The organism is Xanthomonas sp. F14, from assembly GCF_014199865.1.
On record NZ_JACHOM010000001.1, the window covers coordinates 509,845 to 535,340 of the forward strand.

Annotated in this window: 19 protein-coding genes; 8 read left to right on the forward strand and 11 right to left on the reverse strand. The window is 66.8% G+C overall.

Annotated elements, in window-relative coordinates:
• The 5 genes from GGR73_RS02260 to GGR73_RS02280 are packed head-to-tail and all read right to left on the reverse strand — an operon-like array spanning position 1 to position 5,084.
• Positions 1 to 333 carry a hypothetical protein gene (locus GGR73_RS02260; protein WP_184455460.1) on the reverse strand — a complete coding sequence of 111 codons (333 nt, stop codon included), beginning with the start codon at positions 331 to 333 and terminating at the stop codon, positions 1 to 3.
• 48 nt (positions 334 to 381) lie between these two features.
• Complete coding sequence (locus GGR73_RS02265; RefSeq protein WP_184455461.1) at positions 382 to 1,416, reverse strand: Csu type fimbrial protein; 1,035 nt, start codon at positions 1,414 to 1,416, stop codon at positions 382 to 384.
• A complete protein-coding gene (locus GGR73_RS02270) occupies positions 1,413 to 3,764 on the reverse strand; it encodes a fimbria/pilus outer membrane usher protein (protein ID WP_179464814.1) in 2,352 nt (783 codons plus the stop codon). The genes GGR73_RS02265 and GGR73_RS02270 overlap by 4 nt, the downstream gene beginning before the upstream one ends.
• A 16-nt stretch (positions 3,765 to 3,780) precedes the next feature.
• Positions 3,781 to 4,551 carry a fimbrial biogenesis chaperone gene (locus GGR73_RS02275; RefSeq protein WP_184455463.1) on the reverse strand — a complete coding sequence of 257 codons (771 nt, stop codon included), beginning with the start codon at positions 4,549 to 4,551 and terminating at the stop codon, positions 3,781 to 3,783.
• An 8-nt stretch (positions 4,552 to 4,559) separates the two neighbouring features.
• On the reverse strand, positions 4,560 to 5,084 hold the full coding sequence (locus GGR73_RS02280) for a Csu type fimbrial protein (protein WP_039530071.1): 525 nt from the start codon (positions 5,082 to 5,084) through the stop codon (positions 4,560 to 4,562).
• Between the two features lie 318 nt (positions 5,085 to 5,402).
• Here GGR73_RS02280 and map point away from each other — a divergent pair, with 318 nt between their 5' ends.
• From map to asnB, 7 genes are all read left to right on the forward strand, one after another.
• The gene (map, locus tag GGR73_RS02285; protein WP_039520326.1) at positions 5,403 to 6,179 is read left to right on the forward strand and encodes a type I methionyl aminopeptidase; all 777 of its coding nucleotides are present in this window, start codon (positions 5,403 to 5,405) and stop codon (positions 6,177 to 6,179) included.
• Positions 6,176 to 8,785: a [protein-PII] uridylyltransferase gene (locus GGR73_RS02290; protein ID WP_184455465.1), complete on the forward strand. Its 2,610-nt coding sequence runs from the start codon at positions 6,176 to 6,178 to the stop codon at positions 8,783 to 8,785. Before map ends, GGR73_RS02290 begins: the two co-directional genes overlap by 4 nt.
• A gap of 22 nt (positions 8,786 to 8,807) precedes the next feature.
• Complete coding sequence (gene dapD, locus GGR73_RS02295; RefSeq protein WP_184455466.1) at positions 8,808 to 9,974, forward strand: 2,3,4,5-tetrahydropyridine-2,6-dicarboxylate N-succinyltransferase; 1,167 nt, start codon at positions 8,808 to 8,810, stop codon at positions 9,972 to 9,974.
• Positions 9,971 to 10,444, forward strand: coding sequence for a hypothetical protein (locus GGR73_RS02300; RefSeq protein ID WP_184455468.1), 474 nt, complete (start codon positions 9,971 to 9,973; stop codon positions 10,442 to 10,444). Before dapD ends, GGR73_RS02300 begins: the two co-directional genes overlap by 4 nt.
• The gene (locus GGR73_RS02305) at positions 10,441 to 10,797 is read left to right on the forward strand and encodes an arsenate reductase (protein WP_184455470.1); all 357 of its coding nucleotides are present in this window, start codon (positions 10,441 to 10,443) and stop codon (positions 10,795 to 10,797) included. The genes GGR73_RS02300 and GGR73_RS02305 overlap by 4 nt, the downstream gene beginning before the upstream one ends.
• A 111-nt stretch (positions 10,798 to 10,908) precedes the next feature.
• Complete coding sequence (gene dapE, locus GGR73_RS02310) at positions 10,909 to 12,042, forward strand: succinyl-diaminopimelate desuccinylase (RefSeq protein ID WP_184455472.1); 1,134 nt, start codon at positions 10,909 to 10,911, stop codon at positions 12,040 to 12,042.
• 294 nt (positions 12,043 to 12,336) lie between these two features.
• The gene (gene asnB, locus GGR73_RS02315) at positions 12,337 to 14,031 is read left to right on the forward strand and encodes an asparagine synthase B (RefSeq protein ID WP_184455473.1); all 1,695 of its coding nucleotides are present in this window, start codon (positions 12,337 to 12,339) and stop codon (positions 14,029 to 14,031) included.
• A 68-nt stretch (positions 14,032 to 14,099) separates the two neighbouring features.
• Here asnB and hpaM read toward each other — a convergent pair whose 3' ends face one another.
• The 3 genes from hpaM to GGR73_RS02330 all read right to left on the reverse strand — a co-directional run bounded on the left by hpaM (position 14,100) and on the right by GGR73_RS02330 (position 20,154).
• Positions 14,100 to 15,149, reverse strand: a complete 1,050-nt coding sequence (hpaM, locus tag GGR73_RS02320; RefSeq protein ID WP_046342179.1) for a type III secretion-associated outer membrane-bound protein HpaM — start codon at positions 15,147 to 15,149, stop codon at positions 14,100 to 14,102.
• Positions 15,150 to 15,390: 241 nt separating this feature from the next.
• Entirely contained in the window at positions 15,391 to 17,535 is a 2,145-nt protein-coding gene (locus tag GGR73_RS02325) for a TonB-dependent receptor (RefSeq protein ID WP_184455475.1), read from the reverse strand.
• A gap of 222 nt (positions 17,536 to 17,757) precedes the next feature.
• Positions 17,758 to 20,154, reverse strand: coding sequence for a penicillin acylase family protein (locus tag GGR73_RS02330; RefSeq protein WP_184455477.1), 2,397 nt, complete (start codon positions 20,152 to 20,154; stop codon positions 17,758 to 17,760).
• Between the two features lie 146 nt (positions 20,155 to 20,300).
• Here GGR73_RS02330 and bfr point away from each other — a divergent pair, with 146 nt between their 5' ends.
• Entirely contained in the window at positions 20,301 to 20,786 is a 486-nt protein-coding gene (gene bfr / locus GGR73_RS02335; RefSeq protein WP_024938901.1) for a bacterioferritin, read from the forward strand.
• Positions 20,787 to 21,064: 278 nt separating this feature from the next.
• On the opposite strand, the gene GGR73_RS02340 is transcribed toward bfr, so the two are convergent.
• From GGR73_RS02340 to GGR73_RS02350, 3 genes are all read right to left on the reverse strand, one after another.
• Positions 21,065 to 21,721, reverse strand: coding sequence for a thiopurine S-methyltransferase (locus tag GGR73_RS02340; protein WP_184455479.1), 657 nt, complete (start codon positions 21,719 to 21,721; stop codon positions 21,065 to 21,067).
• 603 nt (positions 21,722 to 22,324) lie between these two features.
• On the reverse strand, positions 22,325 to 24,568 hold the full coding sequence (gene parC / locus GGR73_RS02345; protein WP_184455481.1) for a DNA topoisomerase IV subunit A: 2,244 nt from the start codon (positions 24,566 to 24,568) through the stop codon (positions 22,325 to 22,327).
• Positions 24,569 to 24,628: 60 nt separating this feature from the next.
• On the reverse strand, positions 24,629 to 25,480 hold the full coding sequence (locus tag GGR73_RS02350) for an AraC family transcriptional regulator (RefSeq protein WP_167708698.1): 852 nt from the start codon (positions 25,478 to 25,480) through the stop codon (positions 24,629 to 24,631).
• Positions 25,481 to 25,496: the final 16 nt, after the last annotated feature.

Consider the following 25,496-nt stretch of genomic DNA (forward strand, 5'->3'; position numbering starts at 1 on the left):
TCAGAACGCGATCGTGGTGATGGGCGCGCTGCCGGCAGGCGTTGGCCCGGCGAGTGCGCTGGCATCCTGCCCGGTGCTGGCGGCGGTTGGGGTGTCGGCGCTGCCGGCCGGCGGGGCGATCGCCATCGGCGTGCCCCTGGAGCAGCTGGCGCGCGGCGGCGCAGTGCGCAGTTCGCAGCCGCTGAGCAGACGCAGGCCGATGTGCAGGGTGAAGTTTTCCGGGCCCGGAGCGGTGGCCGCGTTGGCCGCGGTAGAGCTCGCGCTGCAGACGAGGGCGACCAGCGTCAGGCGCTTCAACAAAGTGACCAGCGTCATGAAGGCAATCGTTTGCATTGGAGACGTAACAAATAGCGACGCCCCCAATGCGAACTTTATTAACTGTCAGTAAGTGATCGAGACGGTCACCGTGTCGTTGTAGGCACCCGCAATGGGCTGTTGCGGTGCCGGCGCGCGGCCATAGACGGTCACCGTCTGCGCGACTCCGTTGCCGGTGCCGCTGAGCGTATCCACACCGATGCTGGTGCCCCAGCGGTTGCCGCGGCCAGCGTCCCGATACAGCTCATAGGCGATGTAGTTGGCACTGCTGGAATGGCGCATGCGCCGGACGCTGCCGGTGGCATTGATGCCATCGCCCAGCCCGATGTTCCAGGCGGTGCGGTTGGTGCATGACAGGCTGATGGTGGAGGTGCGGTCGATGGCGGTATCGATGGTGCCGGCGATGCTGCCGAAATCCAGGTCGGTGGTGACGTAGGTATTGCAGCGTGCCGGCACGTTGGCCGAGGCGGTGAACGGGAACGCGTTGCTGGCGGTCTTGGCACCGCTGCCGCCGGCCGTGCAACTGCTCGGCGCCGGCGGCATACCGATGACGCTTTCGTTGTAGGAGTAGCGCAGCACGGTGTCGGCACCGCCGAAGCTGCTGGTGTGGTTGCCGACCGACAGCGTCTGGTTGGCCGGAATGCGCCCGTACAGCGTAATGCTGGCCGTCTGCGAGCCGCCGGTGACCACCGGAACGCCGTAGGACAGTGTCACCAGGCGCGGCGAGGGTGTCGTCGACCCGGTGGCGCCCCAGACCTGGGTCCGCGTGGCCTCGCTGTAGATCTGGAAGTCCAGGCTGTCGCTAGTGGGGTTGAGCATGCGGCGTGGCGCGTACAGCCCGTTGCTGGCGCTGCCCGGCCCGAGGTCCAGGCACAGACTCACCTGGGCATAGCCGAGCACGCTGAGCGCTGCGGTCGCGCAGGAGACGTTGAGCGTTGCCACCGCATCGGTGGTGCCGTTGGCCGCCACGTTGCCGAACGCCAGCGGGGTACCGAGGGTGACGCTGCAGGTGGTGTCCGCGTGCGCGCGCTGGCAGGGGGCAAGCCACAACGTGGCGATCGCCAGCGCAACGACCAGGCGCCACAGTGTGGGCAGGCTCATGGGGTTTGCTGCTCGAGAACGCAGGGCAGCGGGCCGACCCGCGGAATGCCGCCGGGGTTGGTCGGGTAGGTGAAGCGCGCGCTGCAGCGGCCGTCCGGCAGCTCCACCAGGATGCGGTTGTCGATCTGCAGGTTGTCCAGATAGGTTTCGCCATCGTAGCCGACCACCACGCGTTCGGCGTTGCCCTCGCGTTGCACCACGCTGCCGACCGGCAACGGCACGCCCTGGGCGTCGTGCAGCACGATCATGGCCGCGCGCACCCGGGTGATGCCGAAGCGCACCGCCACCCCGGACTGCTGGCGCGGTGTCACCGCGGTATCGACGCGGTCCACGCGCAGGTCCGCCGGCAGATTCAAGGTGTCGATGGACAGCTGGTTGCGCTGCCACGACTGCAGCGGGGTGACCAGCAGCATCCCGCGCGCATCGGTGACGCCGATCAGGCGATTCTCCAGCCGCACCGGAATGCCGGGCTGGCCGTCGGTGGAGACCACCGCGAAGGCATCCTGGATATCGCGCGCGGCAAAGCCGCGGCCGTTCATCCACACCAGGCTGCCGCTGGCGCTGGCATAGCCGAAGTTGGCGCCATCCTGGTTGGCGACGCCGAGGTTGTAGCGGCCGATGCGGTTCAACCACCCCAGCTCGGCCAGGCCGCCGTTGGCATCGTCGCCGGCACGCCCCTGCAGGCGCCAACCGATCCCGCCCAGGTCGCCGTCGCCGGGCAGCGGCTGGCTCAGATCGGCCACGAATCCGGTGCGGTTGCCGTTGCGCTGCATCGAGGCGCTGGCCTGGCGCAACTCGCCGAACGTGGTCGACAGCGACAGGTACAGGCTACGGTCGCTGCGCACATCCAGGTTCTGGTTGCCGGACAGATTAGCCGCCCAGTTGCGCCCGAAACTGCGCGACCAGAACAGGCTCGCATACCGCGAGGTGTCGCCTTGCGGGTAGCTCAGCCGCACATAGCTGGTGCCCAGCGAGCCGATCGGATTGACGTTGACGCCGAACACCGCGCGGTCGCTGATGCGCGCCGGCAACGCGCCCTGCAGCGCGCCCAGGTCGCGATAGTCGCCGTGGGTGCGCTGGGTGCCGGCGGTGAAGTTGAAACGACGGTTGTTCCAGGCATACCCCAGCACGTACTGCCCGCCGCGCAGCGCATCCATCCGGCTATGCGCGTAGGCCGCGTTGACCACGCCGCCTGCGCCGAGCAGCCACACGCCGCCGGCACCGGCGTTGACCACGCCGCCGCCGGCCTCGGTATGCGCTTCGATGGTGAAGTCATCGCGCAGGCCCTTGCGCAGCGTGGCGCTGGCGACCGTGCGCGACTCGTAGGAAAACGAGCGCACGCCGTAGTCCTGGCGCAGATGGCCGATGCCGGCCGACCATTCGGAAATGCCGCGCGCCAGCAGTTGCGGCGTGCCATAGAACGCGAAGTCCAGCCGGCGCACCTGGCCGAACGCATCGGTCACCACGATCTGCGCCTGCCCGGTGCCGCTGATGCCGGGTTGCGCGGCCAGCTGGAACGGGCCGGCCGGCACCTGGCCGCTGTACTGGCGCAGCCCATCGACGTAGAGCTCCACCGTCGACGGCACCACCGCCTCGCCCAGGAAGCTTGGTGTGGGGGTGAGCACGCGGTACGGCTGCAGGGCGTAATTGCGGCCGATCTGTATCCCGCCCAGGCGGATCGAGCGGCTCCAGTCGACAAAGCCGCTGTAGAAATCGCCGACCGTCAGGCTGGTGGCGCTGTCGGGGAAATCCATCTGCCAGGCGCTGTCCAGGCGCACCGCTTCGCTGCGCCAGCGCTGGTCCTGCGGGCGGTCGTAGGCCAGGAACACCGCGGTGGTGTCGACCATGCCGCGGCCGATGCCGAAGCCGCGCACTTCGGTCGCCAGCGACACGCTGCTGGCCCCGGCATTGCGCGTGGCATAGAGGTCGTAATTGAGCAGCATGCCCGGCGAGGCAGTGGCGCTGGGCGGTGAGACCTGTTCGGCCTTGAGTACCGTGGTGGAGAGCGACAGCTGCGCCAGCGGCACCTGCAACGCAAGCCGTTGCAGCGCAGCGTCGTAGCGCACCTCCACGTCGGGCAGGCGATCCAGATCGACCAGCTCGCTGGCGGGGCGGTCGGCCAGGAGGAAGCCCAGCTTGCGCAGCGTGTCGACGGAGCCGCGCAGGTGGCCGTCCACCAGTTCGAACGGTGCCAGGCCGCGCTCGGCCTGGTTGAGGCTGACATCCAGGTACAGCGTCTGCGGCAGGGCCGCCACGTTCTGCGGCGCCTGATCGGACAGTGGCGCCATGTCGGCCAGATCGCCGGAGGCGGCATGTGCCAGGCAGGTGGCGGTCGCAAGCAGCGTCATCGCCAGCCGGCCCGCATCACGGCGCTGCTGGCGCGGCCAACAAGGTGCGTTCGTCCGCCTCACCATTGATCCTTGCGATGATGGTGCCGCGGCCGAACTGGGCCAGCGGTGCCCCCAGCGACCAGCGCATGGTCTGGCCGGGCAGGACATAACCCACCAGCCCGTTCAATGCCGTCCTGGTCGTGCCATCGACCCGATGCTGCAGGTCGGCGACCTGGGCGTGCCCATTGCCGGTGTTGCTGATCTGGATCTGCGCATTGCCGTCGCTGCCGGCAATCACCTGCGTGCTCAGGGTCGGGGTGGATTCGGTCTTGCCCAGCGGCAGCAGGAAGATCGGCACCGAGTAGCGCAACACGAACTGCATGCCCTTGCGATCCGCATCGGCGTTTGGCAATTCGTCGACGATGATGCGGTAGCAGGCTTCCTCGCCGGTCGGCGCAGGCCCGGCGCGAATCACCCGAATCAGCTGGCGCTCGCCGGCGGCCAGCGTGCGCATCGGCGGGCTGACCAGCAGTTCCTGGGTCGGGTCGAGTTGATCCTTGCCGTCACGCTGGGTCCAGCGATAGGCGCGGGTCTGGACCTGCACCGGAGCGCTGCCGCTGTTGCTCAACCAGAGCCCGTCGGCGGACTGCTGTGCGCTCAGCGTCAGCGAGGTCGGCGCCAGCTGCAGGCTGGCCGCATGGGCCGGCTGCAGCGGCACTGCGCTGCCAAGCGCCAGCGTCAGGCTCAATCCGGCCGCGACCAGCCAGGCCGGCATCCGGTACGACAGGCGGTGGTGCAATGGCATGCGCGCGCTCAGTAGACGATCGTGGCGGTGATGGTGTCTTGGTAGGTACCGGTCGCGGGATTGTTGGCCGACGGGTTGGTCACGCGGCCGTAGACCGGATAGACCTGGTTGATGCCGGTGGCGGTGCGGCTCAGCGTATTGGTGCCGGTGGTGCTGCCCCATACCGTGCTGCGGCCCAGATCCTGGTACAGCTGGTAGGCGATGAAGTTGTTGGTGGTGACCAGCGCATCGGTGTTCTTCATGCGGCGGGTGGTGACGTCGTTGGCGGTGCCGGCATTGCTGCCCGCGCTCAAGGCGATGTTGTACGGGGTCAGCGCGGTGCACTGCGCGGTCACGCTGCCGTTGGCGTCGGCATTGGCGGTGGAGGTGGACAACACCGAGCCGAAGTCGACGTCCGTCGCGGAGGCGGCGGTGATGGTGCAGGCCTTGGTGACGGCGATCTTGACGTTGAATGTGGTGGTATCTGCTGCAGTGGCAACGCCAATGGTCGAGAGTAGGCCGAGGGACAGCAGGACAGGGCGGACAGTACGCATGGACATTTCCTTGACCGGTCTGGTCATTGGTGACGCGACGACTCGTCGCCCTGCCTCCAATGCATCAGCTGTGCCAAAGATTACCCTGAATGATTTGGCTATCTCGCTGTTTATCCTCAGAGTTTTCCCGAAATTGCGATGTCTCTCGGATGACCCCGTTCATTGAGTTTTTGACGCGCGCGGTAGTGCGTCACACATGAATGCGCGGTACCGCCAGATTCCTGCTGCCCGGTCCGTCTGGGCGCTTGATCGGCTGCGGCATGAAAAACAACCGCGCGGGTCGTTCAGATTCAGCCCGAATCGGCGATAATCGCTGCCATGAGCGTCAATCTGAAAACCAAAGAAGAAATCGAACTGATGCGCGTCGCCGGCCGCCTGGCCGCCGAGGTGCTCGATGTCGTGGCGCCGTATGTGCAGGCGGGCGTGACCACGGCCGAGCTGGACCGCATCTGCCACGACCACATCGTCAACGTGCAGGGCACCATTCCTGCCAACGTCGGCTACCGCGGCTTTCCCAAGAGCGTGTGCACCTCGGTCAACAACGTGATCTGTCACGGCATCCCGAGCGCGGCCAAGGTCCTGAAGGACGGCGACATCGTCAATATCGATGTCACCGTCATCAAGGACGGCTGGCATGGCGATACCAGCCGCATGTATTACGTCGGCACGCCGTCGGTGATGGCCAAGCGGCTGGTGGAAACCACCTACGAGGCGATGTGGCGCGGCATCCGTGCGGTCAAGCCGGGTGCAACGCTGGGCGATGTCGGCCACGCGATCCAGAAATTTGCCGAAGCCGAGCGCTTCAGCGTGGTGCGCGACTACTGCGGCCATGGCATCGGCAAGGTCTACCACGACGAGCCGCAGGTGATGCATTACGGCCGCCCCGGCGAAGGCCTGGTGCTCAAGCCCGGCATGACCTTCACCATCGAGCCGATGATCAACGAAGGCACTTACCACCATAAGACCCTGCCGGACGGCTGGACCGTGGTGACCAAGGACCGCAAGTTGTCCGCGCAGTGGGAACACATGGTCGCGGTGACCGAAGACGGCGTGGATGTGCTGACGCTGTCGCCGAACGCTCCCGCTCCGGTATGACGGCCACGCCGGCGGACCGACCCGACCCGGGTGTCGCCGGCGATGCCGAGTGGGCCGCGCAAGCGCGCCCGCTGCTGGTGCATGCCGACATGCGGCTGTGCAAGCGCTTCGACCAGGGCGAGCCGATCGAGCGCCTGGTGGCCTTGCGCGCCCGCGCAGTCGATCAATTGATGCGCAATGCGTGGACGCGCTGCATTCCGGCCGATGCCGGGCTGTCGCTGCATGCCGTGGGTGGCTATGGGCGCGGCGAGCTGTTCCCGCGCTCGGATGTGGATGTGCTGGTGCTGGGTGAGACCGGCATGCAGCAACAGCACGAGCAGGCCCTGGCGCGGCTGTTCGCCTTGTTGTGGGATGTGGGCCTGCCGATCAGCCACGCGGTGCGCTCGCCGGCGCAGTGCACCGCCGCGGCGGCCGATCAGACGGTGCTGACCGCCTTGATCGAGTCGCGCCCGCTGGTGGCCGGCAGCCAGGCGCGCGCCGCGCTGGCGGCAGCGATCTCGCCGCAACAGGTGTGGCCGGCGCGCGAATTCTTTCAGGCCAAGCGCGAAGAGCTGCTGGCGCGGCATCAGCGCTTCGGCGATACAGCCGACAATCTGGAGCCGGACATCAAGGACGGCCCCGGCGGCCTGCGCGATCTGCAGACGCTGGGCTGGATGGCGCTGCGCGCGTTCGGGGTCAAGGATCTGGAGGCCCTGGTCGGGCTCGGCCATGTCGGTTTCGACGAGGCCGTAGCGCTGCGACGCGAGCGCGAGGAGCTGGCGCGCTTGCGCTTCGGCCTGCACCTGGTGGCCAACCGGGCGGAAGAGCGGTTGGGGTTCGATTACCAGAAGACGCTTGCCGAGCGGCTGGGCTTTGCCGACGACCCGGAAAGCCTGGGCGTGGAAAAGATGATGCAGCGCTTCTACCGCAGCGCTGCGTTGATCCGCCGCATCAGCGACCGCTTGCTGCAGCGTTTCGAAGAACAGTTCGACGGCGAGGCGGTGCCGGAGCCGCTCGGGGAGGGCTTCAGTCTGCGCCGCGGCTATCTGGCTGCGGATGCAGAGGACTGGCCGGCCGGCGACGTGCTGCAGGTCTTTGCGCTGTTTGCGCAGTGGGCGGCGCATCGTGAGATACGCGGGCTGCATTCGCTGACCGCGCGCGCGCTGGCCGAGGTGCTGCGCGATTTGCCCGCCTACGACGTCGCCGACGCGACCGCGCGCGACCGCTTCATGGCGCTGCTGCGCGGCCCTCGGGCGGTGGAGTCGCTCAACCGCATGGCGCGTTTGGGCGTGCTGGGCCAGTGGATTCCGGCATTCGCCAGCGTGTCCGGGCGCATGCAGTTCGATCTGTTCCATGTCTACACGGTGGACCAGCACACCTTGATGGTGCTGCGGAACATCTCGCTGTTTGCCGCCGGTCGCGCCGACGAGCGTTTTTCGATCACCCATGAAGTCTGGCCGCGCCTGCGCAAGCCGGAATTGCTGCTGCTGGCCGGCCTGTTTCATGACATCGCCAAGGGCCGCGGCGGCGATCATTCCGAGCTGGGCGCGGTGGATGCGCGCGCGTTCTGCCAGGCGCACCGGCTCAGCGAAGGCGATACCGCGTTGGTGGCCTGGCTGGTCGAACAGCATCTGCGCATGTCGGTGACCGCGCAGAAGCAGGACATCTCCGACCCGGAGGTGATCCACCGTTTCGCCACCCTGGTCGGCACGCGCGAGCGCCTGGATTACCTGTACCTGCTGACCTGCGCCGATATCGCCGGCACCAGCCCCAAGCTGTGGAACGCGTGGAAGGACCGGCTGCTGGCCGACCTGTATTTCGCCGCGCGGCGCGCATTGCGCGAGGGCCTGGAGCATCCGCCGCCGCGCGAAGAGCGCCTGCGCGAAGCGCGCGAGTCCGCCCGCGCGCTGATGCAGGCGCAAGGCCACGACGATGCCACCATCGACCGCCAGTTCGCCGGCATGCCGGATGAAAACTTCCTGCGCTTCCGTCCCGAGCAACTGGCCTGGCAGGCGGTGTCGCTGATCGAGGTGCAGATCGGCCAGACCCTGGTCAAGGCGCGGCGCGCGGTACCGGACAACGACGCGTTGGAAGTGTTCGTGTATTCGCCCGATCGCGATGGTTTGTTCTCCGCGATCGTCGCCACGCTGGATCGCAAGGGGTATGGCATCCATCGCGCCCGCGTGCTGGATGCGCCGCACGATGCGATCTTCGACGTGTTCGAGGTGCTGCCGCAGGACAGTTCCGCCGATGGCGACCCGCAGCGCCTGGCCGCGGCCTTGCGCCAAGTGCTGGCCGGCGACCTGCACAAGGTGCGTCCCTCGCGGCGTGCGGTGCCGCGCCAGCTGCGCCACTTCCGCTTTGCGCCGCGCGTGGAATTCAGCGAAAGCGCCGGTGGCCGCCGCACCCGCATCAGTCTGGTCGCGCCCGATCGCCCCGGCTTGCTGGCCGATGTGGCCAATGTGCTGCGCCTGCAACACCTGCGTGTGCACGATGCGCGCATCGCCACCTTCGGCGAGCGCGCCGAGGACCAGTTCCAGATCACCGACGAGCACGACCGCCCGTTGCCCGAATCCGCCCGGCAGGCGCTGCGCGATGCGCTGTGCGCCTGCCTCGATCCCACCTGAGTAGTCCGTTCGGAGACCCCCCATGGCCACCAGCAAGAAGACCGCGCGCAAGCAGGGCGCGACCCCCACCGGCGCAGCGCCCAAGCGCGCGCCGAGCAAGAGCGGCAAGGCGCCCCAGGCGCCGGTCGTCGACAAGCGCAAGGCCACCGCGGCGGCTGCTAAGCCCGTGGCCGCCAGCAAAAGCGTTACCAAGCAGGTCACCAGGAAAAGCGCGACCAAGCCGGCGACCAGTGCGGGCCCGCGCGTGGCCAAGCAGCCGGCCAGCGTGGTGTCCGCACCGGCCGCCAAGAAGGCTGCAGCCGCGAAGAAACTGCCGATCGCCGAAAAGGCGGTGCGCGGCGCTGCAACGCCGGTGGGTACTGACGAACTCAAGTTCGGCATCGAAAGCGCCTTCGAGCGCCGCGCCAGCCTGACCGTCGACGAGATCGATGGCTCCACCCGTGCCATCGTCACCCGCGTCATCGACGGCCTGGAAAGCGGCGAGTTCCGCGTCGCCGAGCCGGACGGGCAGGGTGGCTGGAGCGTCAACGAGTGGTTGAAGAAAGCCGTACTGCTGTATTTCCGCGTCAACGAGATGGCCGTGATCGACGCGCAGCCGGCACCGTTCTGGGACAAGGTGGAGTCGCGGTTTGCTGGCTTCGGCGAAGCCGAGTTCCGCAAGGCCGGCGTGCGCGTGGTGCCGGGTGCGGTGGCGCGGCGCGGCAGCTACTTCGGCAAGGACGTGGTGCTGATGCCGAGCTTCACCAATATCGGCGCGTATGTGGGCGAAGGCACCATGGTCGATACCTGGGCCACGGTGGGGTCGTGTGCGCAGATCGGCGCGCATTGCCATCTGTCCGGCGGCGCCGGCATCGGCGGCGTGCTCGAACCGCTGCAGGCCAGCCCGACCATCATCGAGGATCATTGCTTCATCGGTGCGCGTTCGGAAGTGGTCGAAGGCGTGGTCATCGGGCACCACAGCGTGATCGGCATGGGCGTGTTCATCGGCCAGAGCACACGCATCTACAACCGCGCCACCGGCGAGATTTCCTACGGCTACGTGCCGCCTTATAGCGTGGTGGTGTCCGGCCAGCTGCCGTCGAAAGATGGCTCGCACTCGCTGTATTGCGCGGTGATCGTCAAGCAGGTGGATGCCAAGACGCGCAGCAAGACCAGCGTCAACGAATTGCTGCGCGGCCTGGCCGATTGAGCACTGCGCAGCCTGCACGCGGCACCATGCTGTCGCGGCCGCTCAGTGGCTGGGTGCGTTGGGGCATCCCGGCCCTGTGGTTGGGATGGGTGGCGCTCTACGTGGCCGGCTCGCTGTTGCGCGATGGCGTGCCGCAGCAGCTGGAGGTCCTGCGTTGGCTGGCGCCTGCGCTGATGGTGCTGATGACCCTGCGTCTGGCATGGGCATCCAGCCGCTGGGCGCAGGTCCGCGATGCGGGCGATGCGCTGGAGATCGTGCAGCAGGGACGATCGCAGCGTGTGGACCTGGCCGAGCTGCGCTCGGTCGATGCCGCATGGCTGATCCCGCCGCGGCGGATGGCGCTGAAATTCCACGGCACACGTGCCGATGTGGTGTTCCTGCCCGCCCATGGGCAGGAACACGATCAACTGGTAACCACCCTGTTGGCGCGTGCAAGCGCGCGCCGCGGAGTCGAAAAGGCGACGACATGACCACGCTCTACGGATTGAAGAACTGCGACACCTGCAAGAAGGCGACCAAGTGGCTGGACCGCTTCGGCGTGGCCTACAGCTTCGTCGACTACCGCGAGCACACGCCCGCGCCGGAGACATTGGTGGATTGGGCCAGCAAGGCCGGCGGATTCGAGGCCTTGATCAACAAGTCCTCGACCACCTGGCGCCAGTTGCCCGACAACAAGAAGACGCCGGGTTCGGACGCCGAATGGAAGCTGCTGCTGCGCGAATACCCGCAATTGATCCGCCGCCCGGTGGTGGTGAGCGACGATGGCGCGCTCAGCCAGGGCTTCTCCGACAACGGGTTCAAGGCACGCTTCAACATCGCCTGATGGCGCCACCGCGTCATCGGTTGGCACAGGCCTGTGCGGGGCGGGCGCGTGGACGGCAGGCGACCTGCCGCTGCTCGCGGCCCAGCTGCATCTTTTATCGGAAGGACGAGCATGACCAGCGACGTACTGCAACTGACCTGTGAGCTGATCGCACGTGCCTCGGTGACACCGGACGACGCCGGCTGCCAGGTGCTGCTCGCGCAACGCCTGGAGGCTGCCGGATTCGCTTGCGAGCATCTGTGCCTGGGCCAGGTCGACAATCTGTGGGCCACGCATGGCAGTGGTGCGCCGGTGCTGGTGCTGCTTGGCCACACCGATGTGGTGCCGCCGGGGCCGCGCGAGGCCTGGACCAGCGATCCGTTCGATCCGCAGATCCGCGATGGTGTGCTGTACGGACGCGGCACGGCCGACATGAAGGGCAGCGTGGCCGCCTTCGCGATCGCTGCCGAACAGTTCGTCGCCGCCCATCCGCAGCATGTCGGCACGCTGGCGGTGTTGCTGACCTCCGATGAAGAAGGCGATGCCATCGACGGCGTGCGGCGCGTGGCCGAGCTGTTCCGTGCGCGCGGGCAGGCGATCGACTGGTGCATCACCGGCGAGCCGTCGTCCACCGAACGGCTGGGCGACCTGCTGCGCGTGGGCCGTCGCGGCAGTCTGTCCGGCACGCTGACGGTGAAAGGCGTGCAGGGGCATGTGGCGTATCCGCACAAGGCGCGCAATCCGATCCATCTGGCCGCGCCGGCCTTGGCCGAGCTGGTGGCGCGGCAGTGGGACGAGGGTTTCGAAAGTTTTCCGCCGACCAGCCTGCAGGTGTCGAACATCCATGCCGGCACCGGCGCCAATAACGTGATTCCGGGCGAGCTGCAGGTGGCCTTCAATCTGCGCTACACCCCGCTGTGGGATGCGCCGCGGCTGGAGGCGGAAATCACCGCATTGCTGGATCGCCACGGGCTGGACTATGCGCTGCGCTGGCATCGCAGCGGCGAGCCGTTCTACACCCCGGAAGGCCGCCTGCGCAGCGTCGCACGCGAGGTGCTGGGCCAGTTCGCCGGCGCACCGCCGGAAGAAAGTACCGGCGGCGGCACCTCCGATGCGCGCTTCATCGCGCCGCTGGGTGCGCAATGCATCGAGGTCGGCCCGGTCAACGCCAGCATCCATCAGGTCGACGAGCATGTGCGCGTGGCCGATCTGGAAGCGCTGCCGGCGTTGTATCGCACGCTGATCGAGCGGCTGCTGGTCGATTGACGGAGCAGTTGCCGCCGTCGTTGCCGCTGAAACAGTTGCGCCATCGAAAACGAACGGTTAGCGTCGGTCACATGGTCTTCCAGCTCGCCAACCTCAATAACGCCAACCGCAACAATCTGCGCGCGAACAATCGTGCGCGGCCGATGCGGGTCTGCGACTAGGCGAAGTAAAACCACACGCCCAGGAATCAGAGAACCCGCATCGGCCGATGCGGGTTTTTTTATGGGTGTCATTCTCGTGCAGCACGCTTGCCACCGGCCGCCAACCCCCGCAGTTTCATCCAGGAGTGTTTCCATGTGTTCCATCTTCGGTATTTTCGGTCTGCAACCCGGTGACGATCTGCAGGCATTGCGCCGGCAGGCGCTGGAATGTTCGCAGCGGCAACGTCACCGTGGCCCGGACTGGAGCGGCGTCTATGTCGACACCGGTGCGATCCTGGTGCACGAGCGGCTGGCCATCGTCGACCCGGCCGGCGGCTCGCAGCCCTTGTTGTCCGAAGATGGCGCGCTTGCGCTCGCGGTGAATGGCGAGATCTACAACCATCGCGAGCTCAAGCAGGAGCTGGTGCAGGCATACGCCTTCCAGACCGGCTCCGATTGCGAGGTGATCAATGCGCTGTACCGCGAGGATGCGCCGGCCTCCTACCTCAACCGCCTCAACGGCATCTTTGCGTTCGCGCTGTGGGACAAGGCGGCCGGGCGGGTGCTCATCGCGCGCGACCCGATCGGCGTGGTGCCGCTGTACTGGGGCCACGATCGCGAAGGCCGCTTGCGGGTGGCTTCCGAACTGAAATCGCTGGTGGACGATTGCGCCGATGCGGCGCAGTTCCCGCCTGGCCACTGGTACGACAGCGCCACCGGTGCACTGAGCCGCTATTACGAGCGCTCCTGGCGCGAATACGCGGAGGTGGAAGGCGTGCAGGTGCAGTTGCAGGAATTGCGCGAGGCCTTCGAGCGCGCGGTGCATCGCCAGTTGATGACCGATGTGCCGTACGGCGTGCTGCTGTCCGGCGGGCTGGATTCGTCGCTGGTCGCCGCCGTTGCCGCGCGCTACGCACGCCATCGCATCGAGGAGAACGACACCACCGAAGCCTGGTGGCCGCGCCTGCATTCGTTCGCGATCGGCTTGAAAGGCTCGCCGGACCTGGCCGCCGCCGAAATCGCCGCCGCCGCGCTGGGCACCGTGCATCACGGCTTCGAGTACAGCTTCGAGGAGGGCCTGGATGCGCTGCCGGAGGTCATCCGCCATATCGAAACCTACGACGTCACCACCATTCGCGCCTCCACGCCGATGTTCCTGCTGGCACGACGCATCAAGGCGATGGGTGTGAAGATGGTGCTGTCGGGCGAAGGCAGCGACGAAATCTTCGGTGGCTACCTGTATTTCCACAAGGCACCCAACGCACGCGAATTCCATGAGGAACTGGTACGCAAACTGGATGCACTCAACAATTACGATTGCCTGCGCGCCAACAAGTCGATGATGGCCTGGGGCGTGGAGCCACGCGTGCCGTTCCTGGATCGCGAGTTCCTGGATGTGGCCATGCGCATGGACGCCAGTTTCAAGATGATCGACAAGACCAGCAGCGGCGCCACGCGGATGGAAAAGGGCGTGTTGCGCGAAGCGTTTGCCGGCTATCTGCCCGAGTCGATCCTGTGGCGGCAGAAGGAGCAGTTCAGCGATGGCGTGGGCTATGGCTGGATCGATGGACTCAAGGCGCACGCCGCCGCGCATGTCAGCGACCGCGAGCTGGCTGCCGCCTCCAGACGCTTTCCGGTCAATCCGCCGCAGACCAAGGAAGCCTATTTCTATCGCACGCTGTTCGAGCAGTTCTTTCCCAGCCAGGCGGCTGCGGAGACGGTGCCGGGAGGCAAGTCGATCGCGTGTTCGTCGCCGACCGCGATCGCCTGGGATGCCAGTTTCGCCGCGATGGCCGACCCGTCCGGCCGTGCGATTGCCGGCGTGCACGAACAGGCCTTGGCGTCGTAACGCTGCTGCATCGAAGTTGAAACTCCAGCGGCCGGCATGCGCTCACGCGCTGCCGGCCGCTGCTGCGATCACTCGTGGCGCACGCAGTATCCGTAGCGTTGCGGCTCGATATCCACGCCAGCCACGTCGGCCTGGTTGTTGCGCCACAGGTTCGGCTTGAAGTCGGCCGCCGTGCAGTTGGCAGCGCGGTCCACACCGATGGTGTAGGTGAACGGCGTATTGGAGAAGCGGTTGTTCTCGAACACGTTGTCCTGGCTCATGCTGTTGTCCCAGCACAGGATTTCCGGTGTGCGATAGCGGATGGCGCAGGCCAGGAACACGCCGGCGACCTTGTTGCCGTCGAACTGATTGTTGCTGAAGCGGTTGCGGCGCGCGTCGGACAGATAGATGCCCTGGCTGCCGTTGCGCTCGAAGCGGTTGTTGCGGATCTCGCTGTCTTCCAGATGCTCGGTGGTCAGGCCTGCAGCCACGTTATCGTGGATGTAGTTGTTGACCATGGTGACCTTGGCGGTGCGGTTGAACGACACGCCGTCCCAGATCGCGCCGGACACATCGTTGTTTTCGATGGTGATCTCGCGGGTGTCGTACTCGCTCAGCAGGCAGGCACTGCGGCACTTGTTGACCTGCAGGCCGGCCAGCCGGATGCCCTGGCCGGAACGCACCACCACCGCGCTATTGCTCAGGTACGGACGCTCGGGCATGAATTCCTTGTCGCCGGTGCTGGCGACGATCTGCATGTCTTCGATGCTGACATTGCGGATCACGCCGGTCGGCTGCTGGTTTTCGTAGTCGCCGACCACCAGCGCCGGTTGCTGCACGCCATCGGCCATGCGCAGCACCGTGGTCGGGCCCTTGCCGCGCAAGACGAGATTGCCGCGGTGGATCGAGACCAGCCCGTTGAGCGGAAATTCGCCTTTTTCCAGGCACAGCACCGCAGGCGCATCGCCTTGCGGGAGCTTGTCGATGGCTTTCTGCAGATCCTGCCCGGGGCGCAGCTTGGCGGTACAGGCGGCGACCGGCGCATCCGGCGGGCCGGATTTGGCGGGCGGCGCTGCCGAGCAGGCAGTGGCAACGAGCAGGGGCAACAGGGCGGAAACGGAGCGGGCAAGCTGAGGCATGCGGATTCCGGTCAGTGGGGGGAGGAGGGCGATCGTGCGCAAACATGTTGCAGATCGCGACGGCCTCTAGTGTGTCCCACCGGACGTTAAAGTCTGGCTGATTCCGGCCTGCCTGATTCGGCGCAGGTTCATTGCACGGCCGTGGTCAGGGCCGCAGCTGCGCGTGCGGCGACCGCTATGGTCGACGAACGTCACAGTTGCAGCATCGCTCAAGGCCTGGGCAGGCGCCCGTTCGCCACGCTTAGAAACTGTAGGCCAGCTGCGCGTAGATACGGCGCGGTTCGCCAGGAAAGTGCCCGGTGCGTTCGGTGAACCCGCTGGCGGCGTAGACCTTGTCGAACAGGTTCTTGACGTTGACCTGCAGTTTCCAGGCATCCCATTGCGTCTGCCAGCTGATGTCGAAGATGGCGTACGGCTTGACGCGCTGGCCTTCCAGGCTGACCCGCTCGCCCACGTAGTCGGCACCGAAGGCAATTGCCGAATTCCAGGCTGGCAGGTCGTAGCGCGTCCACAGACCGAAGGTGTTGCGCGGTGCATTGGCGAAGCGGTCGCCGGACGCATTGGTGATGCCGTTGGTGCCGGCATCGAGCACGCGTGCATCGTTGTAGGCGTACGTCAGGTTGAGCACCCAGCGTTCGGTGAGGTCGGCCAGCAGATCCACTTCCAGGCCCTCGCTGCGCACCAGGCCGAGCGCGGAGAGCTGATTGACGCCATCGACGATACTGCCGTTGGCCTGCACGATATTGCTGCGTTCGATGCGATACAGCGCGGTGTTGAGCGTCAGCCCGCCATCGTTGAGCGCGGTCTTCAGGCCCACTTCCCACTGTGTGCTGCGCTCGGGATCGAACGGCCCGCCGACGCTGCTGTCCTGATTGGCCGCATCCTGCGGCAGGAAGCCGCTGGCATAACTCGCGTACGCGTTGATGCCATCGCGCAGCACGAAGGTGCTGCCCACACGCCAGCTGAGATCGTTGCCGGTGACGCGCGAGCCGTCCAGACGGTTGTCGTCCTCGAAGCCGTCCCAACGCAGTCCGGCCATCGCAAACCAGCGCGGCGTCAGCGTGAGTTCGTCCTGCAGATACGCTCCATAGCGCTGGCTGCGGGTACTGGTGGCGCGCCAGGGCAGGCTGTCCAGGCCGTAGTCGTAGAAGCCGCTGCGGCCATACACCGGGTTGAACAGGTCGATGCCCGGCACCGGCCCACGCACGCGGCCGGTGTCTGCGGTGTTGGCGGTCTGCGCGCGGAAATCCGCATCCAGCCGATAGTAGTCCGCGCCCATCAGCAGCTTGTGCTCGATCGCGCCGATGCGGGTGCGGAACACCGCGTTGACGTTGCTGGAAATCGCATCGTTGTCGCGGAACTGGTTGCGCAGCTGCCGCGTCATCCATTCGGCGGTGCCGTCGCCATCGCGGTCGATCAGGCCCATCGGCTCGTGATAGATCTGATGCTCGTCGTTCTTGAACCAGCGCATCGCCATGTCCACATCCCACGCATCCGACGGCGCAAAACGGTACTGCGCGAACGCCACCTTGGCGCGCATGTCGAGGAAATCGGTGGGCTCGTTGTGGTTCCAGCGACGGTCGGTGAGGAAGTTGCCGTCGTCATCCACTGGCACGCCGCGCAGGCGATTGCCGCCCAGGTTCTGGGTGATGTCGGTGTACTGCAGCGTGAGTTCGCCGGTCTGGCCGATGTCGAACGCCACCGACGCATCGCCGATCTGGCTCTGGCTATCGGTATTGCGGCGAAAGCCATCCTCGCCATCGGCATAGGCGCCGATGCGGTAGCGAATGCGCCCGTCCGCGCGTGCCGGCCCGGTGGCCTCGAACGAGGCCGCCCCGAAGGATTGATTGCCCACCTGCAGCTCGACCCGACGCGCGGCCTGATGGCCGGGCTTGCGGGTGACGTAATTGATGACGCCACCGGGTTCGCCGCCGCCGTACAACGCACCGGCCGGGCCCTTGAGCACTTCCACGCGTTCGATATTGAACAGCTGCGGCACCGAGAAGCCGGCATACGGATCGCCACGCAATCCGTCGTACAGCACGTTCTCCTGGCGGAATCCGCGCAGGGTGACGCCGGCATAGCTGAAGAAACTGATGCCGCTGATGCTGCGATACAGATCGGTGATCTGGCGCGCGGCCTGGTCGTCGATCAGTTCGCGCGGCAGCACCTGCACTGACTGCGGCACCAGCGACAACGGCGTATCGGTGCGTGTGGCCACTGCGGCATCGTCGGATTTGTACAGCGTCTGCGCACGGCCGACGACGTCGACGCCATCGAGGTCGGTGACGGTTGCAGAGGTGCTGGTGTGTTGTTGGGCGAAGGCGCGGGGCGAGGGTAACGCCAAGACAGCGGCGAGCGCGGTGACAAGGAGCGTGGGGCGCATTGGTCACTAATGGGAATGGTTATCAAATGCATCTTAGCATGTTGTGCTCGCTTGATTGGGCAGGTCGGTGGGTGGGCGTGGTTGCGGATACTTGGGTATCCCGATGTGCCAGGTGCAAGGTGCGGGGTGCGATCTGCAGAACGCAGACACCGATTTTGCGTTCGTCCAGCCCCCAACGACTGTCGAAACCTGTGTCGACGCTCGAGACAGCAATGACCCCGCCTATTTCGGCTGCAATTGCAGCGTGTAGCGGGTTGCGGTCGGCAGGAACGGGGTCGGCCGGCCGTGTACCCAATCGTCGTGGCCTGCGCCCCAGAACGGCGACAAGGGGTGTCCGCTCTGGCCGCCCGGCATGTGCACGATGCCGTCCTGTTCGTGGCCGGGCGACACCACCATGCGTTCGGAGGCGCCGAAGGCCGGGCCTTGCACGCGCGGCATGTCGCGATCGCCTGGCAGTTGGTCGGGTGGCATGCACAGCCAGCGCTTGGCGAGCGCAGGCAATGCCCGCGCGATCGGGTGACAGATGGCGGCGGTGTTGCGTTCGCCCCAGGTGCGTTCGCTCAAGGCGCCGTGCTGCGCAGCGAGATCGGTCTGCGCCTTGCGTGCAGCCGCGGCAAGCAGCTGATCCCAGTTTGCATAGGCGGGCGGCAGCAGATGCGCCGGGCGCTGCTGCAGCAACGGCCAGACGATGCCTTCCAGCTGCGCGCGACGCGGCGGCAGGAAGTCCTTGCCAAGCGCGGCTTTTGCCGGCGCCAGCAGGCCGGCTTCCACTGCGTCGATGGTCATGCCGCGAAAGCCGCGCACGATGCGGTAGCTGGTCGAGCGGGTGGATGCGTGCCCGTCCCACTGCCGGGTGGCGGCTTCGATCTGCTGCAAGGCCGGGTCCTTGCTGTGCTCGACCACGCTGCGCAACAACTGCCACCACCGCGTGAGCAGCACGGCGCGATCGTCGAGCTGGATGGCGAGCAGGTCCAGCTCGTTGAAACGTTGCCTGGCAAACAAGTCGTCGCGGATCTGCTGCGCACGCGCGCCCAGGTCGTAGCCGGCATTGCCGAGCGTGGCCAACTGCTGCGCATCGACGACGCGGCTGTTTGCGGTCCAGAGCCGGTGCGAGGGAGGATCGATCAGGGCGGGGGCAGCGTCGCTGCGCACCGGCCAGGGCAGGCAGCCGCCCTGCGCCGATGCCGCCGTTGACGCAGGCGATGCCGCGTCCGCACCCTGCGCCGAGCTTGCCAGTTCGGCGATGCCGCTCGGGCCACAGCCGGCATTGCGTACCGGGCGCGCACCGATCAAGCGCCAGGCGATGCGCCCGCTGCGATCGGCCAGCAACAGGTTCTGTGCCGGAATGCCCGAGCGATCGGCCACTGCAAAGGCGGCCTGCACGTCGGCCGCCGTACTCATCTGCGCAAAGTCCAGCCGGATCGCGCCGGGCAGCTGCGCGGCCCAGCGCAGCGCGAGCAGGCTGCCATCGGCGTTGTCGTGCAGGACCGGGCCCCACGCGCTCTCGCGCACCGCAAAACGCACCGGCGCGGCGCCGGCCACGCGAATGGTCTCGACATGGGTGGTGAGCACTTGCGGATGACCCGGCGTGGCCGGCGCAATCCGCGCAAAGTCGGCGGTGTCGATGTAGCTGTTGGTAAAGGCCCAGGCCACATGCCCGTTGCTGCCGACCACCACCGCCGGCAAGCCGGGCAGGGTGAAACCGGTGACGTCCACCTTGCCGTCGGGCGCACTGGTGTCCGGGTAACGCAGGCGTGCGCGGAACCAGATGTTGGGCGCGCGCAGGCCCAGGTGCATGTCGTCGGCGACGATGGCGCGGCCGTCGCTGGTGAGGCTGCCGTCCACGGCGAAGTTGTTGCTGCCAGGCGTCGGCGACTCGGCGCCGGTGGTGGCGGCTGCATGCGGCAGGCGGCGCAGATCCAGCGTGGCGGCGTCGGGCAGCACGGCATCGCCGTGCGCGGGGCCGAACAGCGGCGCATCCCAGCTGGAGCCTTGATGGTCGAGCAATGCCGCCAGCGCCGCCGGCACCACCGCACGGATGCGGGCGGCTGCCAGTTCGGTCTGGTTGTCGTTGTCCTGCAGGTCGGCATACATCGCCATGCCGGTGAGGATGGAGTCGTCCAGCGTCCACGCGCGCGGTGTCTGCCGCAGCAACAGGTACGGCCAAGGGCGCACGCGCAGTGCAGCCAGCCCGGCATTGACGCCCTCGGTATAGGCCTGCAGCGCGGCGCGCTGGCTGCCGGCGGCGACATCCAGGCTGGCATGCACGCGGGCGCGCAGCCGGTGCACGCGATTGCGTTTGTCCAGGTCCAGCGCTGCGGCGCCGAACAGCTCGGACAACTCGCCGGCCGATGCGCGGCGCATCAGGTCCATCTCGAAGTAGCGCTCCTGCGCGTGCACATAGCCGAGTGCGCGCATGGCATCGACCTGGCTGGACGCATCGATGGTGACCACGCCACGCCGGTCGCGTTGCACGCTGACCGGTGCCGCCAGGCCCTGCAGTGCGCTGTTGCCATCCAGCTGCGGCAGGCTGCCACGTATCAGCAGATACGCGGCCAACAGGGCCGCCACGATCAACACCACGATTGCCAGCAGCAGCCGGCCCAGCCATTTGCGCATTGTCGAGTCCTTGAGTTCGGTCACAGTGTGGCGGCCGGTCATGACCGTGGCGGGTCTGGCCGCAAGCGCAACTGAAAGTGATTCCGATTAGATCATTGCGCCGCGGCTTAGGGCACCATGCGCGCATTGCGTCGCTGGAGCACATCATGAAAGGCCATCCTGAAGTCGTCGAGTACCTCAAACAGCTGCTGCGCGGCGAACTGGCCGCACGCGACCAGTATTTCCTGCACTCGCGCCGTTACGAGGACCAGGGCCTGATGGCGCTGTACGAGCGCATCAATCACGAAATGGAAGAGGAGACCGAGCACGCCGATGCGCTGCTGCGGCGCATCTTGTTCCTGGAAGGCGACCCGGACATGCGGCCGGCCGAGTTTGCGCCAGGCAAGACCGTGGTGGAGATGCTCGAGCGCGACCTGGTCGTGGAATACGAAGTGCGCGCCAATCTCGCCGCCGGCATGAAGCTGTGCGAAGAACACGGCGATTACGTCAGCCGCGACATCCTGCTCAAGCAGCTGCAGGACACCGAAGAAGACCACGCCTGGTGGCTGGAGCAGCAGTTGGGCCTGATCAAGCGGATCGGCCTGGAGCTGTATCAGACCTCGAAGATCGACAAGGGCCACGTCGCCGGCTGAGCCCGGTGACTGGGCACTGCGTAGCCGCTGAGCGTGCGCAGCACAGTTTTGCAATCGGCAGGTGCCGCGCGGGGCATTGCCTTGCTGCGTGGTCTGCGTCAGCTGCCGGCGGTCTGCGGCGGTGTTGCTCGGCGCCTTGCGCTGTTGTGCGAACCATCATTGCGTGGCGCAACGCCGCGCGGTCCTGATCGGCGCGCGCTGCGCTGCCTGTGCAACGCCTGCGTCGCCCGACTGGGGCGTCGGCAGCGATCGCCGATGACAAAGTTCGCCCGCGACCGTCAGTTGCGTTGCAGGCGATAGACGCCGCTCGACAGGGCGGTGACGCCATCGGCACGGAAGCGCGGCTCCTGATCGAGGATGTCGCGGCGTTCCAGTTGCTGCACCCGCCATTGCGTGTCGAACAGTGCGTGCACCGCGGCAGCATCCACCGAAAACGGCGGCCCGGCCTTTTCGGCCTGCGGGTATTCCAGGGTGATCAACAGCCCGCGGCATCCCGCAGGCAGGCGCGCGTAGGTGGTGTGCAGATACTGTTGGCGCAAGCCGGCCGGCAGGGCGATCAATGCGGCGCGGTCGTAGACGGCGCTGCAATCGGCCAGCACGCTTGGCTCCAGTGCAAACGCGTCGCCGCAGATGATTTCGATCGGGCCGGCGATAAAGTGCTCGCCCGCGCGGCTGCTGTGGCGCTGCGGTTGCAGGCCGGCATCAGCGAAGAATTGCGTCACCGCCAGCGGCGATATCTCCACGCCCAGCACGCGATGGCCTTGTGCGGCCAACCAGTGCAGGTCCAGCGTCTTGCCGCATAACGGTACCAGCACGCGGGCAGCCTTCGGCAGCTGCAACGCCGGCCAGTGCTTTTGCAGCAACGGCATCACCTGGTCCTGATGGAAGCCGGTCTGACCGTTCTGCCAACGCTGCAGCCAGAAATCTGTGTCCATGATGTTGTCTTGTTGGTTTGCGTTGACGAGTGCCGTGATGCAGCCAATGGCACTGACACTGCAGATCGAAAGGAGGCGATCACACCGCATCGCCGCGCGACATGCACTGCGCACAACCACGCACGCCGCGCTCGCAACCACCCATACCGACCATCTCGACCGGTCCTTGTCCGCCCACCGTCGCGGGACCTTACGCGGCATGGATGCCGCGTAAGAGCCTACAGGGATGTACTTGCGGCGTGTCCTGCGATGGCGGGCGGACAAGGGCCCTGCAGCAAGGCCGCAGATCTCTCGCTCTACAGCCGACGCATCCGCACCGTTCGATTACCTCTCAAGGCAATGCAGAGCTTGAGCCTCAGCCTCAGCGTAACCTCGCCGTTGCAAGCCAACCTGGCCGAGGGCGCGATGCCGTAACGCCGGCAGCGTCCAGCTGGCGGTAGTTTTGTGGGTCGCTCAAGACCGCACGGCCAGCGCGCCATCGCGCGGCGCGTCAGCGAATCACCGTTACTGCACTCCAGCCCGTCGACCTTCTGCCGCGCCTCAGTAAATCGAGGCAGCGGCAGCGTCGAACGCGCCGCTGCGCGCCACGTCGGTGAACAGCCGTTACTGCACTTCCAGCCCGTCCACCTTTTGCCACCCTCGCGGCAGCAATGCACCGCGACTCGCACGCGCGCCCACATAGCTATCCAGATCCTTGAACGACAGGCTCATGGTGCGTGCGCCGCTGCGCACCAGCAGCGTGTTGCCCGGAGCCACCGCCACCACCGCGACCACGCGCTCGGTGCCGAGCTTGGCCTTGGGGATGTCGATGATCTTGTTGCCTTTGCCCTTGTCCAGCTCGGGCACATCGCTGGCGGTCACCGCCAGCAGATTGCCGGCACTGGTGACAGCGACGATGCGGTCGCTCTGCGGATTGGTCACCTGCGCAGGCGTCAGCACATGCGCGCCGGTGGTCAGGTTGAGCATCGCCTTGCCGGCCTTGTTGCGGCCGGTGAGGTTTTCGAAGCGGGTGACGAAGCCATAGCCGTGCGATGACGCCAGCACGAAGCGGGTGGCGTTGTCGGCGCTGGCCATGACCTGGAACGCCGCGCCCGAGGCCGGCGAGAAACGTCCGGTCAACGGTTCGCCATTGCCGCGTGCCGAGGGCAGGGTATGCACCGCGGTCGAATAGGCGCGGCCTTCCGAATCCAGGAACGCCACCTGATGGGTGCTGCGGCTGCGCACCGCCGCCAGCAGGCTGTCGCCTTCGCGGTAGGACATGCCGGCCGGGTCGACCTCGTGGCCCTTGGCCGCGCGTACCCAGCCCTTCTCCGACAGCACCACGGTCATCGGTTCGCTGGTGACCATCTCGGTTTCGTCGATCGCCTGCGCGGCGCCACGCTGCACCAGCGGCGAGCGACGTGCGTCGCCGAACTTCTTGGCGTCGGCGGTCAGCTCGTCCTTGATCAACTTTTTCAGCTTGGTCTTGCTTTCCAGGATGGCCAGGATCTGCGCGCGTTCCTTGGCCAGTGCTTCCTGCTCGCCGCGGATCTTCATTTCTTCCAGGCGCGCCAGCTGGCGCAGCTTGGTTTCCAGGATGTATTCGGCCTGTTCCTCGCTGAGCGCGAAGCGCGCGATCAACACCGGCTTGGGTTCGTCCTCGCTGCGGACGATGCGGATCACTTCGTCCAGGTTGAGGAAGGCGATCAACAACCCTTCCAACAGGTGCAGGCGGCGCTCGACCTTCTGCAGGCGATGGTTGAGGCGGCGGGTGACGGTGTCGCTGCGGAAGCTCAGCCACTCGCTCAGCAAATGCCTGAGGTTCTTGACCTGCGGGCGGCCATCCAGGCCGATCACGTTGAGATTGACGCGGTAGCTGCGCTCAAGGTCGGTGGTGACGAACAGGTGCCCCATCAGCTGCTCGGCATCGACACGGTTGGAGCGCGGCACCAGCACCACCCGCACCGGGCTGGTGTGGTCGGACTCGTCGCGGATGTCTTCCAGCCATGGCAGCTTCTTGGCGCGCATCTGCTGGGCGATCTGTTCGATCACCTTGGACGGCGAGACCTGGTACGGCAACGCATCGATGACGATGTTGGCGTGTTCTTTCTTGTAGGTGGCGCGTGCGCGCACGCTGCCGTGGCCGGTCTCGTAGATTGCGCGCAGATCGGCCGCCGGGGTGATGATCTCGGCGGTGGTCGGGTAGTCCGGGCCGAGCACGTGTTCGCACAGCTCGGCGACCGTGGCATCGGGGTTGTCGAGCAGGCGCAGCAGCGCGCTGACGATCTCGTTGAGGTTATGCGGCGGCACGTCGGTGGCCATGCCCACCGCGATGCCGGTGGTGCCGTTGAGCAGCAGGTGCGGCAGGCGCGCCGGCAGCCAGGTCGGCTCTTCCAGGGTGCCGTCGAAGTTGGGCGCCCAATCGGTGGTGCCCTGGCCGATTTCGCCTAGCAGTACTTCGGCGATCGGGGTCAGCTTGGATTCGGTGTAGCGCATCGCCGCGAACGACTTGGGGTCGTCGGTGGAGCCGAAGTTGCCCTGGCCCTCGATCAGCGGGTAGCGATAGGAGAACGGCTGCGCCATCAGCACCAGCGCTTCGTAGCAGGCGCTGTCGCCGTGCGGATGGTACTTACCGATCACATCACCCACGGTGCGCGCGGATTTCTTCGGCTTGGCAGCGGCATTCAGGCCCAGCTCGCTCATCGCGAAGATGATGCGCCGCTGCACCGGCTTCAGGCCGTCACCCAGGAACGGCAGGGCGCGGTCGAGCACCACGTACATCGAATAGTCGAGATAGGCGCGTTCGGCGTACTCGCGCAGCGGCAGCTGCTCGAAGCCGTGGAAGGTGGGGCGGGTCAGATCGGTCATGTAAAGCCAGGTCCTACGAAAGAGGAGCCCGCGCCGTGGCGCGAGCTCGAAGAGCGCCGATTATCCGGATGCGGCGGGGGATGCCAAGCTGCGCGCATGCGTGCCGGCCAGATAACGCGTGGGTGGAGCGCCGAAATGGCGGTGGAACACACTGACGAAGGCGCTGGGGCTGCTGTATCCGAGCTGGTCGGCGACCTGGGCGACCGGGCTGCCCTGGCTGAGCCGCCGCAGCGCCTCTGCCAGCCGGGCCTGCTGCCGCCACTGCGCGAAACTCAGCCCGGTCTCGCTGCGGAAATGCCGGCTCAGGCTGCGCGCCGACAGCCCGCCCCAGTCGGCCCAGGCGTCCAGCGGGCGCGGGTCGGCCGGGGTATCGAGCAACTGCCGGGCGATGCGCAGCAGCCGCCGGTCGGCCGGCATCGGCAGGTGCAGGTGGTCGATCTGCACCTGGTGCAGTTCGTCCAGCAGCACCGCGGCCAGGCGTTGCCGGGCGGGGTCGAGCGGCTGGCCCAGCGGCCAGTCGGCCGCACGCATGATCACCTCGCGGGCGAGCCCGGTCAGGCGGATCACCCCGCCTTGCGCGGGCAACGCCGCACAGGCGTCCGGCCGGACCACCACGCCCCAGCCGCGCAGCGGCCCGGCCAGTTCCACGGTGTGCTGCTGGCCGGGCGGCATCCAGCCGGCGCAGCCCGGCGGTAGCGACAGGGTTCCCTGCTCGGTGTGCACCGTCAGCACGCCGTGCTCCACATACATCAGCTGCCCGCGGACATGCGCATGCCGCACCGTCTCCGGCGCCCATACCGCGCGCAGGTCGGCCAGGAACGCGATCACCTCCGGTCCATCGGCCCATTCGAAGCTGTCGCGCACGCCGGGCGGCAGGGCATCGCGTGTGGTTGGCGGATTTTCGACAGTCATTGGCGCAATTGTATTA